The sequence below is a fragment of the Paenibacillus illinoisensis NBRC 15959 genome, from assembly GCF_004000925.1.
Classification (GTDB): domain Bacteria; phylum Bacillota; class Bacilli; order Paenibacillales; family Paenibacillaceae; genus Paenibacillus; species Paenibacillus illinoisensis.
On sequence record NZ_BIME01000010.1, the window covers coordinates 77,424 to 91,510 of the forward strand.

The window sequence follows — 14,087 nt, forward strand, 5'->3', positions numbered from 1 at the left end:
AGGAGTATAATTATGAAGACAGAGCCTGAATATGCGCAGAATACCATTGCGGGAGTCTTGTTTCGCGGGACGTTTTGCTGGTATGTAACTGAGCGGGAGTACTGGTTTTTGAATGTGGAGATGGAGGAACGGTTCGGCATTGAAATACTGAACGAGGAAACCGCTGCAGCATTCTTGCAGACTATTCAGGATGAGCGAGTAACCGCCGCAGAGCTGCGAGACCGTCTCTATCAATTTAGGAAGCAGCATCCAGAAGGTGACGAGTGGTTGAAGTTTGTACCGTCATTCCTTGTGGATTTTGACCAAAGACAGTTTTGCTCCATGTTTCCCGAGCCGGCGTCTTTCGAACATTACATGCCTCAGGGCTGGGTTATATCCTATGTGGATTTCCTGGATCGGGTGCCTGAGGAGCAGCGGTACTGGGAAATGAATGGCAGGTCCCTATTTCGTTAAACTTTTGTTGAAAGGCGTGGTCCGATGATACGTAAACATTTGGTACGCAGCCTGGTATCCCTGAGTATTGTAATTATGGTGGGAGCGTGCTCGGTCCAGACCGAAGAACAGAGTATATCAGGGGTGATTGAGCACAGCCTGCAGGAAATGGTTAATGAATCTGTAATCATGAGCAGCAGTAATCCTAACGATTATATTACAGGCAGCCCGGAGGCGTATGGACTGATCCTGAATACGGGTGAGGAAGGGCTGCATGTTCTTTTACAGAAACTTGAGTCCAGCTCCGATAACGGTCTAAGGGAATGGATTATGGCTCAGGCAAGTACGGAGCTGCTCGGGGAGCGGAATTCCGTGAACGAGTGGAACAGTGGCAAAGACTGGCTTAGACAGTATAAAATGAATGAAGAATAATAGTTCTCTAGAACAATCCTCACCTCCAGTCATCATGAGCAGGAAATACAGGTTCCTGGACCTGGTACCCAAAAGAATACGTTATAGAGGTGAAACCCTTGAATAAGAAAATTGCATTTTTTGACTCGGGCATCGGCGGTTTAACCGTCCTACATGAAGCTTTACAGCAGCTGCCTGAAGAACAATTTTTGTATTATGCAGATACGCTTCATGTCCCCTACGGAACCAAATCGGCCGATGAAGTAAGAGGGCATGTCTTTGATTGCGCGGAAGCGATCGTGCGGGAACATGTAAAAGCAATCGTGGTTGCTTGCAATACGGCGACAAGTCTGGCGGTAAAAGATTTACGTGCCAGGTATGATATCCCCGTCATCGGGATGGAGCCTGCGGTGAAGCCGGCTGTAGAGATGAACCGTGAAAGCGGGAGGAGAGTTCTCGTATTTGCAACGGCACTGACCTTGAGTCAGAGCAAATATAACGAACTCGTATCCCGCGTGGATGACCATCACAGTGTGGATTCCATGCCACTGCCTGAACTCGTGGAATGGTGTGAACGGCTGGATTTTAATCCGGAAAAAAGTGCTGCGTATTTTCGCCGGAAATTGGCTGATCTGGATCTGGATTCATACGGTACGGTTGTACTTGGTTGTACACATTATCCGTTCTATTCACATATCCTCCGGACAGTACTTCCGGAACATGTACAGATTATTGATGGCAGTGCAGGCACGGTCAACCGTCTGAAGCATTTGCTTGAGTTGACGGAACAGCATGGGAAGAGACCGGAGGAGCAGGTTACATTTTTGAGTTCAGGAGGACAATTGGAAGATCAGGAGAAAATGAAGGCTGCTCTTCGGTATCTTGACACGATGTCCAGATGAGCTGTACCAGAGGAGGAGAGAATCCTGCAATCGATCTATCTCATTCGACACGCCAAGGCAACAGGACAGGAGCCGAATGCAGAACTTACAGATGATGGTCTTCGTCAGGCAGAGCGTTTGGCGGAGAAACTTGCTGTTCATTCGATAGCTTATATTGTCTCCAGTCCGTGGAAAAGAGCGCTCCAGACGGCAGCCCCGCTCGCCAGAGCTGCATCTCAACATTTACATACCGATGAGCGTCTTCAGGAAAGAGTGCTCAGCACTCGCCATCTGGAGAATTGGATGGAAGTGCTGGAACGGACATATACGGATGAGAACTTCGCAGAAGAAGGAGGAGAGTCGTCACGCATCGCGACCGCACGTGGGATGGAAGTGCTGGAGGAATGCTGGAGTCGTCCGGAGCAATCTGCGGCTGTAATAACTCATGGCAACATACTATCTCTGCTCCTTCGCCATTATCAAAGGTCCTTTGGGTACGAAGAGTGGAGGTTGCTAACCAATCCCGATGTGTATGTGCTGGAACGGCAGCCGGGAGAACAGGGGCCACCTACCATTCGCAGAATATGGACAGATTAAACAACAAAGAGTGCTCCAGCGATCATCTACATCGGCTAGAACACTCTTTTTCGTTTACAATCTGTTCTGTATTACAAAACGGCAATCATGACCATGACCCATCCGGCAAGGAATGCGACTCCGCCAAGCGGAGTAATCGCACCAAGTTTGCGGACACCCGTTATGCTAAGTGCATAGAGACTGCCCGAAAATAGAAGGATGCCTGCGAACAGCAGCCATCCGGCTGCCATAATGAGCGAAGACTGTTCCAGGCGATCGGCGATCAGGCCAAGAAGGATCAATCCGAGACCGTGGGCAATGTGATACTGAACTCCGGTTTCGTATATTTTGATCATGTCTGCAGATAATTTTCGCTTGAGCGCGTGAGCACCGAACGCTCCGAGAGCTACGGCGAGAAACATCATGATACTACCGAGTACAACCAAGGTTTGCATAGGCTATTGTCTCCTTTAGTAGAGGGGTAGTTTAATCTTCGGTACAGCTTGCTGATAGCAATTTAGAGTTTGCGCAGTTTAATGTGCTGAATCGAGTGGTCGGCTTCTTTTCTTAGGATCAGTCTGGCTCGTCCCTTGGTTGGCAAAATGTTCTCGTGCAGATTCTTGGCGTTAATGTCCTGCCAGATCTGACTGGCCGTCAGTACAGCTTCCTCTTCACCAATGTTGGCAAAGCGGTCATGGAAGAAGGAATCTGCATTCTGGAATGCTGTGCTGCGCAGCAGCTTGAAACGTTCAATGTACCAATGACGGATGTGCTCCTCTTCTGCATCAATATAGATGGAAAAGTCAAAAAAATCGCTGACAAGCAGCGGTGTTTCCTTTTTCACCTGCAGAACGTTAATGCCTTCAATAATCAGGATGTCCGGTTGACAGATCGTTTGCTCTTCTCCTTGAATGACATCATACGCAAGGTGGGAATACACTGGCGCTTTTACTTCAGGTTTACCCGATTTTACATCGCCCATGAACTGAATAAGAGACTTGATATCGTAGCTTTCGGGGAATCCCTTCCGGTTCATGATGCCTTTCTCTTCCAGAATGGCATTGGGATATAGAAAACCGTCGGTCGTAACGAGGTCAACCTTGGGTTTGTTTTTACCTCTGGCGAGCATGGCCTGGAGCAAACGGGCTGTCGTGCTTTTGCCCACGGCAACACTGCCTCCAATTCCGATGATGTAGGGAGCGGGAGATTGTTCCTTTTTCAAAAAAGAAGCCGTTAATCGATTCAATTCACGTGAAACTCTTGCATATAAGTCAATAAAGTGGGTAAGTGGTAAATAAATATCCTCCACTTCCTGAATGGATACTTCTTCGTTCAATCCCTTTAGTTGTTCCAATTCGGCTTCCGTCAGTGGAAGGGTGGTCTGATGTTCTTTCAGTTCAGCCCATTCCTTGCGGTTAAACTCGATGTAAGGAGAGTATAAATTCATGAGATCCCGCTTTCTGTATGTAATGTAATCAGTGACACAATCTTTAGTGTACCAAATTTCAGGCAACTGACAACACCTTTACATTTGCAAATTTGTTATGCCGTCCGGGTGAAGAAGAAAAAGTGAAGAGATAATGGGACAATTTAGACCAGTATATGTAAAAGTCGAAGTATACCATGCGGAAGGGTGACAGCAAATGATCGTATATGAGAGAGAGCATGATTTTGTTTTGACCGCACAGCATGAGCATGGACAAGTAGCCGGCGTGATGGCTTCCCACTGGAAAGATGAATTGCTCGCTGATTCCCGTCACCGGGAGGAGCTTATACTTGCAGCAAGAGAACACGACCGTGGCTGGATTGAGCTGGATTCCGCACCTTTTTGGAATGATTACAGTCAGTCCCCGTATTCGTTTCGGGATTTTCCGTTGCGTCCGCGTTTTGTATTTTACCAAAAAGGGATTGACGAAGTCCGTGAAAAAAGTCTGTATGCCGGGCTATTGTGCAGCATGATGTACACGGAGCTATTTCAGAATACCCTGGGTGCTAACGCTAACGATGATGACGATATCAGGGAATATTTGAAGAAAGAACAACGTTTTCAGGAGGATTGGCAGCAGCAGCTCGGCGGAGGAGATGAACTCAAGCGCAGATTGCAAAGCGACCTGGAGATCATGTTATTCTGTGATCAGCTAAGTCTTTTTCTCTGTATGGAGGAGCCGGGAACCCCCGCATCGCGCTATGATTTTTTTGCAGAGGGACTCAGCTGCACCTTTGATGCTTGTGGAAGACAACCGATTCGGGCCGAATGGATCTCGGGTGAAAAGGTAGGACTCTCCTACTTTCCATTTACTCAGGAATTCACAGTCGGTCTGCCTTACAAATCGGTACCCAAAGCCAGCATTCGCAAATTTGGCCTGCTTCAGGCTTATCGTCGTGCCGAGTGGAAAGAACGCAGAGTGTTGATTACAATTATGGACTGAATCGTAAAGGATTAATAGCAGGCCTCGAACATAAATTCGAGGTCTGTTTGCTTTTGTTTTTTTATCCTTGCGAAGAGGCAGGAAAATTCAAGGGATGACCAGAAATGTTAATGTACAACCATGTGAGATCAGCGCAGGAGGATAACGATGAGTACCAGAATTGACATATTTACGATGTGTATGGTGTGGGACAAGCACAATGGCAAGGTTTTATTGATGAACAGACCTGATCGCAAAGGATTCCCGGGATACATTGCACCTGGAGGTAAGGTGGATTTTCCGGAAAGCATCGTGGACGGGGCTATGAGGGAAGTTGAGGAAGAAACGGGACTTGTGGTCCGTGAGATTACATACAAGGGGTTGGATGAGTTTTGTGATCCCGAGCAGGGACTGCGGTATATGGTTTTTAATTATCTGGCCACTTCATTTGAAGGTGAATTATTGCAGGATCCGCCTGAAGGCGAATTGCTGTGGATCCCGGTGGAACAGGCGCTTGAACTGCCTATGCAGGATTGGTTTGCAGAACGATTCCCGCGCTTCTTCCAAGAAGGTACATTTGAACGTAGCGTGATCTGGGAAAAGTCGACAAACCGTACACTACAAGAAACGTTTATGATGTATACCGATGCGGTATTGAGATAGGGAGCAGAAAAAATGATAATGACTGGCATAGGGAGATGACATAATGGGATACCAAGAAGCTTTTGAGGGATACATCGCAGCAACGAATACACACGATTTCGATGAGGTGAGCAAATGGATTTCGGCAGATGCGGTCTATTGGTTTACAGGCACCTCCTGCACCACAACGGAAGCCATTCGTTCCTATTTTGAACAGGCTTGGGACATGGTAAAAGAAGAAGTATATGCAGCAAAAGACCTCACCTGGATTACGGTAAGTGAGACTCAGGCTGTCTGCATTTACACCTATCATTGGGAAGGTATCTACGAAGGGAAACCGGCTTCAGGGAACGGTCGAGCGACGAATGTGTTTGCTACCGGGCCTGATGGGGAATGGAAGTTAATTCATGAGCATCTAAGCGCAGGGGAAAAACGGTGAAACTTAATAAGAGAAATCATGTATACGGTAGGGTTATGAACGTACTAGGGACTTGAACAGAATGTATCATCCATTTCTATGTATACGTATCCATATATTGTGATATAATGAGGTTTGCTTTTTTTGATGGGAGATGTGAACAATGAAGGTGTCATACCGATCAAATCTGGACGGAATAGGCGCGGAACAACTGAGCGAACATTTTTTTGATGGCTGGCCCAATCCACCGTCGAAGGCGATTTTTTTGAGACTGTTGGAGCAATCGTATGCAGTTGAGCTTGCAGTGGATGATGAGACAGGGAAGGTCATAGGCTTTATTCAAGCTATTTCGGATGGGGTGCTTAGTGCATACATTCCATTGCTGGAAGTGGTGCCGGAGTTCCAAGGTAAGGGGATTGGGACAACGCTAACAGAGAGGATGCTGAAGAGGCTCCAGGGTTTGTACATGATCGATCTGTTATGTGATACCGAAACGCAGCCTTTTTATGAGAGGCAGGGAATGCGCAGAGCCAGCGGCATGATGGTTCGCCATTATTCCAATCAGAATGGAGCAACGTATTTATAGTAAATAGAAATATAAGATGTTTCACTATGACCAGATTAGAAGTGAGTTCAAGATATATTTCGCTATTAGTCCTAGTGCCAACGTGTGACGAGAATCATCCGAGTTTAGCGTTTAAGCTGATACATAGGCTTCAGCAAACGGGCCGTAAAAGAATATTTTACGATGAAAAGGTGGAGATCCGTATGAGACTAACGTTCCGAATACTGGATTGGGAAGAGGAAAAGCCCTATGAACTTTTGCTAATGGCTGATCCCTCCAAAGCCAAAGTAGACGAATATTTAAGTCGTGGTCTATGTTTTATCGCCGAATATGAAGGCGAGATGGTAGGCGAGTTTGTTTTGCTTAAGACCCGGCCCGAGACTGTTGAGATTGTTAATATTGCTGTTCAGGAAGAATTACAGGGGCAAGGCGTCGGCAAGCACATGATTAAGGAAGCAATTGAAGCAGCAGGCAGGCTGGGCTGTCGAACGGTCGAGATCGGAACAGGCAATTCAAGCTTTCATCAGTTGAAGCTGTATCAGCGCTGCGGTTTTCGCATTATAGGAGTTGATCGCGACTATTTTGTAAGACATTACGATGAAGAGATTATCGAGGACGGTATTCGCTGCGTGGATATGATCCGCCTGGCGGTGGACGTGGATACCCTAGCGGAGGAAAACGACAAGTGAGAATTTATCATGTAGCACCTGGAAATGCGCGAACGGTTACCGCTTTTGGAAGTAGCGGAGCAGAAATTACGCCAATATTTCGAAACACCTCGGGTTGCCATGTGTCTTATCTCAAACTCACTGGTGGTGGAGAATTGGGTCTGCATCCAGCTGTAGGGGAGCAGGTGTTTCTGGTACTTGAAGGTGAAGGCTGGGTTGAAGGTGAAACGGGGGAACGTGTAGTTATCCAAGCTGGAGAAGCTGCGTTTTAGATGGACGGTGAAAACCATCGGTCCGGTTCGGAGCATGGGTTAACGGCCATGTTGATCGAAGGAAGTGAGCTGGATATTCGTTTGTCATTGCATGCTAAATGAATCTGAAAAGGGAGCTGAAGCCTTTGAGTATGCTCTGGGTGGTTGTCATTATAACGGGGTTAATCTTCACTCCATCGTTTTATCAGATGAATAAGCGGATACGAAAATTGGAGGAACAAGTCAGATACCTCACAGATGAAAGAAGGAGTCATCCATGAATCAACATACACATCTGGGGGTATATGGTCTCATTCGATGGGGTCACAAGATATTGTTAATTCATAAAGCACGTGGGGCGTATAAAGGTCATTGGGATCTGCCTGGTGGCAGGCTGGAATTCGGAGAACAGCCGGAGACCGCTCTGCACCGCGAGATTGAAGAAGAAACGGGTCTTACAGATGTGCAGGTGACCATTCGGACCGCGGAATCCAATGTTGTGCATTGGGTGTATCAGGGAATGCCTGAGGAGCTTTATCATATCGGCATTTTGTATGATGTGCAGTTGGGGTCTGACAAGCAGGCAAGTGAGATTAGGAAAGGACCGGATGGGGAAGATTCATTGGGTGCGGCTTGGTTCACAATGGAGCAGATTCAACAGCTCTCCTTAACCCCATTTGCATTACATATGATCTATGGACGTAGTTAAGAGCCAGGGTTGTATATCGGGATCCATGGATTTGGTACGATAGAGTTTTTTATAGAAACACATCGGTAGACGCAATGTTATATATTGCCAGGTGAAGCGAGCGTACGGTATAATTTGGATATATGTTGATTGGGATCCCGCAATAGGATTCAGCGACCTTGTGGTATGAAAAGACCACACGTTATTATTTGCGAATTCATTTGCGATTTTTCGGGGTATAGCGCAGCCTGGTAGCGCGCACCCTTGGGGTGGGTGAGGTCGTGGGTTCAAATCCCGCTACTCCGATTCGAAACTGTACACCGAAGTGAAGGCTGTGAATCTGTCGATTCACGGTCTTTTTTTGTTGAATCTGTTCTCAAATGGTTAATGTTTAACTGGACGGTTTGTTTTGGCTTGTTATGGACTACAATTCATATTAAAGGGGGTTAATGCGGAAACATGGGAACAGATTTATCTGCGATATGCAGAGTTTATGCTTCATTTATCTGATTCATCTAATTTATGCATCAATTGAACTAAAAATAGGAAATGCTCCTGAGCGTAAAAGTTTATAGAATAGACATTAGAAAACGAATTCGATTTACATTGAGCTAGATGGAACCCTCGAGCAGATCGGGACACTATTCGACATCTGTGTCGGCGGCATATCCAATTATTGTTTATTATGTTTTTGAAAACGCAGACAAACCTTGACGGGAGCGTCGGAACAACGTTATTTACCCCCAACATCACGATGATTGGACTTCATGAAAAATTTCGCTTAAAATGTTGAACGAACGCAAATTACGGCTTAGTCAATGATTTCCGTCAAAAAACACGACTAAATCAAGACGGAGGGAACGTCGATGACGATCGAGGAAGGCAACAAGAAGCCCTGGGAAAGTTACTATGGACCCAATTTGGGATACGTACAAGAACAATATGAATTATTCTCTCAAGATCCTGAATCGGTTACACCCGCATATCGGGAATTGTTTGAACAATGGGGTGCTCCGCCGATGCCTGGCAGAGATGCACATACAGCCACTTATTCCGGCAACGCCCAAACAGCTTCCGGGAGCGTGGATATTCAATTATTACAGAAAGCGGTTACAGCCGGGAAACTGGTTTGGAATATTCGAACTTATGGTCACCTTGCCGCGGATATTGATCCACTTGGCATAAGTGAAGATTCAGATACATCTTTATTGGAACCGAAGCATTTTGAATTGAATGAAGAAGATTTGAAAGCACTGCCCGCATCCCTGATCTGGGAAGGTGCAGATGGACAGACGAGCAACGGCTGGGATGCCATTCAGCGTCTGCGCCAGATCTATACAGGTCCGATCGCTTATGAATTCAGCCATGTTCATGAAGTTCATGAACGCGAGTGGCTGAACCGCCGTGCTGAATCACGGACTTCCCCGGCACCACTGAATCAGGATGAACGGAAGGCACTGCTGGAACGTCTGGTTGAGGTAGAGCAGTTCGAGGATTTCCTTCACAAAACGTTTGTGGGACAAAAACGTTTCTCGATTGAAGGAAACGACGTGCTCGTACCGATGCTGGATGAAGCAGTACGCATTATGGCACACTCGGGCTCAAGCCACATTTTGATGGGGATGGCTCACCGGGGTCGTCTGAACGTGCTCGCTCATGTCCTGGGTAAACCATACAGCAAAATTTTCTCTGAATTCCATCATTCCCCGAACAAGGATCTGGTTCCGTCTGAAGGATCGACAGGAATCAATTACGGCTGGACAGGGGATGTCAAATACCACCTTGGTGCGAACCGCTTTGTAAAAGATGGCGAAGCAGTACAGGCTCGTCTGACTTTGGCTAACAATCCGAGTCACCTGGAGTACGTTAACCCTGTCGTTCAAGGCTTTGCACGTGCGGCGCAGGATGATCGGCGTGATCCGGGATATCCGAAACAGGACGTTACAAAAGCAGCGACAATTCTGATGCATGGCGATGCAGCCTTCCCTGGTGAAGGCATTGTGGCGGAAACGCTCAATTTCAAAGCACTCCCGGGCTATCAAAACGGCGGAACGATTCATATTATCGTGAACAACCGTCTCGGGTTTACAACCGATAGCAGCGATTCCCGTTCTACTTATTACGCGAGTGACCTTGCCAAAGGTTACGAGATTCCGATTGTGCATGTGAATGCAGACAATCCGGAAGCATGTATCGCGGCGATTCGCATGGCAGCAGAATATCGCAACAAGTTCAAAAAGGATTTCCTGATTGATCTGATCGGTTACCGCCGCTATGGTCACAATGAAACGGACGATCCGGAGACAACCCAACCGAAGGTCTATGAAAAAGTGAAGAATCACCCTACAGTGAGTCATCTGTATCAGGACCAGCTCAAGCAGGAAGCCGTTATTGATGATGCCTCCATTGGCAGCATTCGCGATGCGGTGACTAATCGTCTGAAAGAAGCTTATGAACAAATGAAGAAAAATGAAGTTCATGAGCAGTCACAATTGAAAGCCACTCAACCTGAGGCGGTGTCGCTTATTCCAACAGCTGTGCCGCTGGAGAATCTGCGCAGCATTAATGCCGATCTGTTGAAATGGCCAGAGAACTTCAATGTATATCCGAAGTTGCAGCGTATTCTGCAGCGTCGCAGCACTTCCCTGAACGAGGGCGAAAAAGTGGACTGGAGTCTTGCCGAGACACTGGCATTTGCCACGATTCTGGCTGACGGCAAGCCAATTCGCATCAGCGGACAGGACGCAGAACGTGCAACCTTCGCTCACCGGAATCTGGTATTGCATGATTCGGAGAACGGGACAACATTTTGCCCGCTGCATCATCTGCCACAAGCACGTGCAGCGTTTGCCATTTACAACAGCCCGCTGTCGGAAGAGTCTGTGCTTGGATTCGAGTATGGATATAACGTGTATTCCCCGGATACGCTTGTTATCTGGGAAGCTCAATTTGGTGACTTCGCCAACTGTGCACAGGTTATTTTTGACCAATTCGTATCTGCTGGCCGTGCCAAATGGTCTCAAAAATCGAGTCTGGTCATGCTGCTTCCTCACGCCAATGAAGGGCAGGGACCTGAGCATACAAGTGCCCGTCTCGAACGTTTCCTGCAGCTCTGTGCAGAAGATAATATGACGGTTGCCAACTTGACGAGTGCATCCCAGTATTTCCATCTGCTGCGCCGTCAGGCTTCGTTGACTGAAACAGAAGATGCACGTCCTCTGGTCTTGATGTCGCCGAAGAGTCTTATTCGTAATCCGCGTGTTGCATCTCCCGCTGCAGCGTTCAGTGAAGGCAAGTTTGAGCCTGTACTTGAACAAGCAGGGCTTGGAACCAAACCGGATCGCGTAGAACGCATCATTCTGTGCAGTGGTAAGATCGCCATCGATCTCGAGGACGCTTTTGAGAAAGACAAAGCCGACTGGTCCTGGCTTCACATTATTCGTGTTGAGCAGCTGTATCCGTTCCCGGCGGAAGAAATCAAGCGCGTACTTGCACGTTTCAGCAAGCTGAAAGAACTGGTTTGGGTTCAGGAAGAGAACAAAAACATGGGAGCCTGGACATACATGGAACCTCGCTTGCGCGCTATTGCACCGGAAGGAACAACCGTGAGATACGAAGGCCGTCCGGAACACGCGAGTCCTTCCAGCGGTTATCAAAGTGTGCATAGCATGGAACAGCAACAGATTATTACATCCGCGTTGAAGCAAACGACGAAGAATAATATTCCACTGGGGAGGTAACAGCTGTGAGTGAAATTAAAGTACCTGCAATGGGTGAATCGATTACTGAAGGAACGGTTTCCAGATGGCTTGTCAAAGAAGGCGAAACTGTAAATCAGGGTGACGTTCTTCTGGAGCTGGAAACAGATAAGGTAAATATCGAAATCAGTGCCGAAGAGAGCGGAGTACTCGAGAAAATTATTCGTCAGGAAGGCGAGACGGTTGAAATCGGAGAAACGATTGGTACGCTGGGAGCAGGAACTGGAGGAGGAAGCGGAGCACCCGCTTCCCAGCCGGCTGCAGAACAGCAACAGGCTGCGGCCCCAGCTCCAGAAGCAGTGGCAGTAGCGGTAGCAACTCCACCTGCAGCTGCAGCTCCGGAATCTTCCGAGAATGGAACCAAAACGGCTTCACCAGCTGCACGCAAGCTTGCTCGCGAGCGCGGCATTGAGCTGGATCAGGTTCAGAGCAAAGATCCGATTGGACGTGTGTATCAGGAAGACGTAAAAAGTCATAACACGCAGGCACCGGCTTCAACGCCAGCTCCTGCAAGCAAAGCTCCGGCAGCACCAGCAAGTGCTCCGGCAGCTGGAGGTTCTACTTATGCTAAACCGGTTGAACGCCAACGCATGTCCCGTCGCCGGGCTACCATTGCGAAGCGTCTGGTAGAAGCACAGCAAACGGCGGCAATGCTGACAACCTTTAACGAAGTAGACATGACTGCAATCATGGATGTTCGTAAACGTCGTAAGGACAAGTTCAAAGAGAAGCACGATATCGGTCTGGGATTCATGTCTTTCTTTACCAAAGCCGTGGTTGGCGCACTCAAAAAATTCCCAACTATCAATGCTGAGATTGATGGGGAAGATGTTGTACTCAAAAAATATTACGACATCGGAATCGCAGTGTCTGCCAAGGAAGGTCTTGTTGTTCCTGTTGTTCGCGATGCAGATCGACTGGGCTTCGCTGAGATTGAGAAGAGTATTGCGGACCTCGCTTCCAAAGCTCGCTCCAACTCTCTTGCGCTCTCCGACCTGCAAGGCGGTACGTTTACGATTACCAATGGCGGAACCTTTGGTTCCTTGTTGTCTACACCGATCCTGAATACACCTCAAGTGGGTATTCTCGGTATGCATAAGATCCAGCTTCGTCCGGTGGCGATCGACGCAGAGCGTATGGAAAATCGTCCAATGATGTATATCGCATTGTCTTACGATCACCGTATTATCGATGGTAGCGAGGCAGTACGCTTCCTCGTTACGGTGAAGGAACTGCTGGAAGATCCAGAATCCTTGCTGATCGAAGGGTAACACGGACCGAAACAACATTAGCAATCATTATAGATTCACCTAGCAGAAAGCCCCTACCTGGAGCACAGTGCAAACTGTGTCCCTCGGTAGGGGCTTTCGTATTGCTATAGCTTTGTAAGGAAAGTCAGACCGTATCAGCGAGTGTATCACGAATCTCATTCGTGCTGTCTTGCTCGGAGCCCGGCGTGTGACGCTCTAACCAGTTGACCACATGCAAGCATACTTCTTCACGATTGGTCTCGTGCAGCATCTCGTGCCGTCCTTCGGGATACAGGCGATACTCCACATCCTGAATCTGAAGCTGTCTGTACTGGGAGACCAGGTTATACACACCTTTACCATTCAGTCCAACAGGGTCCAGTTCTCCGGAGAACAGATACACTGCTTTATCTTTTGGAATCCGCTTCATGTGTTCAGGCATATGGATTTCCAACAACAGTTTGAAAAAATCACGAAAGAATCCGGCGGTACAGATGGCCCCGCACAATGGATCGTCGATAAATCGTTTAACTTCATCCGCATCACGTGATAGCCAATCAAAAGGTGTGTTAGCCGGACGGAAGGAACGGTTAAAGCCGCCAAACACAATGGCGTTGAGCAGCATGCTTGGATGTGCCGCACCCTGGATACCACATTGCATGAGTGCGAGTTTTTCGCCAAATCGGAGAAGACCACGCTTCCCATTGGTTCCGGACAAAATAAATGCATGGTAACGTTCATGTCCAGCATACATCAGATGCTGCACCAGGAACGACCCCATACTATGTCCCATCAGAAACAAGGGAACTCCCGGATGTTCCTTGGATGCGACCTCACCTAAATTGATCATATCACTTGCCATCCAGCGAAAGGCGTCTGCTCCGGCATTGCCGAGCAGTTTCGGATTCTCGACAGATTTCCCATGTCCTCGGTGGTCATTGGCGTAGACAGCATACCCGTGACTGGTAAGACACTCGGCGAATTCTGCGTATCGTGCTGCGGTCTCGGCCATGCCGTGTGCAATTTGTACAACGCCTCTGATATCGCATTCCGGATCGGGAAGCCAGCGGTAGACATGAATGCGGGTACCTTCATTACCCACAAGGGCAAACGTAGATTCCTGCATCGTGTAACCCCTC

At 47.9% G+C, this 14,087-nt stretch carries 16 protein-coding genes and 1 tRNA gene; 14 read left to right on the plus strand and 3 right to left on the minus strand.

Annotation, left to right across the window (positions count from 1 at the left end; translation table 11 throughout):
• Positions 1–12: 12 nt before the first annotated feature.
• From PIL01S_RS21610 to PIL01S_RS21625, 4 genes are all read left to right on the plus strand, one after another.
• Positions 13–453 carry a hypothetical protein gene (locus tag PIL01S_RS21610; RefSeq protein WP_127539323.1) on the plus strand — a complete coding sequence of 147 codons (441 nt, stop codon included), beginning with the start codon at positions 13–15 and terminating at the stop codon, positions 451–453.
• A 24-nt stretch (positions 454–477) separates the two neighbouring features.
• The gene (locus PIL01S_RS21615) at positions 478–864 is read left to right on the plus strand and encodes a hypothetical protein (RefSeq protein WP_127539324.1); all 387 of its coding nucleotides are present in this window, start codon (positions 478–480) and stop codon (positions 862–864) included.
• Between the two features lie 98 nt (positions 865–962).
• Positions 963–1,745, plus strand: coding sequence for a glutamate racemase (gene murI / locus PIL01S_RS21620; RefSeq protein WP_127539325.1), 783 nt, complete (start codon positions 963–965; stop codon positions 1,743–1,745).
• Between the two features lie 42 nt (positions 1,746–1,787).
• Positions 1,788–2,321, plus strand: coding sequence for a histidine phosphatase family protein (locus PIL01S_RS21625; protein WP_307720999.1), 534 nt, complete (start codon positions 1,788–1,790; stop codon positions 2,319–2,321).
• 71 nt (positions 2,322–2,392) lie between these two features.
• On the opposite strand, the gene PIL01S_RS21630 is transcribed toward PIL01S_RS21625, so the two are convergent.
• Together PIL01S_RS21630 and coaA are read right to left on the minus strand one after the other, a co-directional pair.
• Positions 2,393–2,755 carry a DUF423 domain-containing protein gene (locus PIL01S_RS21630; protein ID WP_127539327.1) on the minus strand — a complete coding sequence of 121 codons (363 nt, stop codon included), beginning with the start codon at positions 2,753–2,755 and terminating at the stop codon, positions 2,393–2,395.
• Positions 2,756–2,817: 62 nt separating this feature from the next.
• Complete coding sequence (coaA, locus tag PIL01S_RS21635; protein ID WP_095359147.1) at positions 2,818–3,747, minus strand: type I pantothenate kinase; 930 nt, start codon at positions 3,745–3,747, stop codon at positions 2,818–2,820.
• Between the two features lie 196 nt (positions 3,748–3,943).
• Between coaA and PIL01S_RS21640 the strand changes: the two genes are divergently transcribed.
• The 10 genes from PIL01S_RS21640 to odhB all read left to right on the plus strand — a co-directional run bounded on the left by PIL01S_RS21640 (position 3,944) and on the right by odhB (position 12,969).
• Positions 3,944–4,729 (plus strand): DUF3891 family protein, encoded by a 786-nt coding sequence (locus PIL01S_RS21640; protein WP_127539328.1) that lies wholly within the window; start codon positions 3,944–3,946, stop codon positions 4,727–4,729.
• Between the two features lie 147 nt (positions 4,730–4,876).
• Entirely contained in the window at positions 4,877–5,371 is a 495-nt protein-coding gene (locus tag PIL01S_RS21645) for an 8-oxo-dGTP diphosphatase (protein ID WP_127539329.1), read from the plus strand.
• Positions 5,372–5,414: 43 nt separating this feature from the next.
• Complete coding sequence (locus tag PIL01S_RS21650) at positions 5,415–5,789, plus strand: YybH family protein (RefSeq protein ID WP_127539330.1); 375 nt, start codon at positions 5,415–5,417, stop codon at positions 5,787–5,789.
• 142 nt (positions 5,790–5,931) lie between these two features.
• On the plus strand, positions 5,932–6,354 hold the full coding sequence (locus tag PIL01S_RS21655) for a GNAT family N-acetyltransferase (protein ID WP_127539331.1): 423 nt from the start codon (positions 5,932–5,934) through the stop codon (positions 6,352–6,354).
• Positions 6,355–6,536: 182 nt separating this feature from the next.
• Positions 6,537–7,022, plus strand: a complete 486-nt coding sequence (locus tag PIL01S_RS21660; protein WP_127539332.1) for a GNAT family N-acetyltransferase — start codon at positions 6,537–6,539, stop codon at positions 7,020–7,022.
• Complete coding sequence (locus tag PIL01S_RS21665) at positions 7,019–7,273, plus strand: hypothetical protein (protein WP_127539333.1); 255 nt, start codon at positions 7,019–7,021, stop codon at positions 7,271–7,273. Before PIL01S_RS21660 ends, PIL01S_RS21665 begins: the two co-directional genes overlap by 4 nt.
• 256 nt (positions 7,274–7,529) lie before the next feature.
• Entirely contained in the window at positions 7,530–7,961 is a 432-nt protein-coding gene (locus PIL01S_RS21670; protein ID WP_127539334.1) for an NUDIX domain-containing protein, read from the plus strand.
• A gap of 211 nt (positions 7,962–8,172) precedes the next feature.
• A tRNA-Pro gene (locus PIL01S_RS21675) sits at positions 8,173–8,246 on the plus strand.
• A 560-nt stretch (positions 8,247–8,806) separates the two neighbouring features.
• On the plus strand, positions 8,807–11,680 hold the full coding sequence (locus PIL01S_RS21680) for a 2-oxoglutarate dehydrogenase E1 component (protein ID WP_127539335.1): 2,874 nt from the start codon (positions 8,807–8,809) through the stop codon (positions 11,678–11,680).
• 5 nt (positions 11,681–11,685) lie between these two features.
• A complete protein-coding gene (odhB, locus tag PIL01S_RS21685; protein WP_095359138.1) occupies positions 11,686–12,969 on the plus strand; it encodes a 2-oxoglutarate dehydrogenase complex dihydrolipoyllysine-residue succinyltransferase in 1,284 nt (427 codons plus the stop codon).
• 124 nt (positions 12,970–13,093) lie between these two features.
• On the opposite strand, the gene PIL01S_RS21690 is transcribed toward odhB, so the two are convergent.
• Complete coding sequence (locus tag PIL01S_RS21690; protein WP_127539336.1) at positions 13,094–14,074, minus strand: alpha/beta fold hydrolase; 981 nt, start codon at positions 14,072–14,074, stop codon at positions 13,094–13,096.
• Between the last annotated feature and the right edge of the window lie 13 nt (positions 14,075–14,087).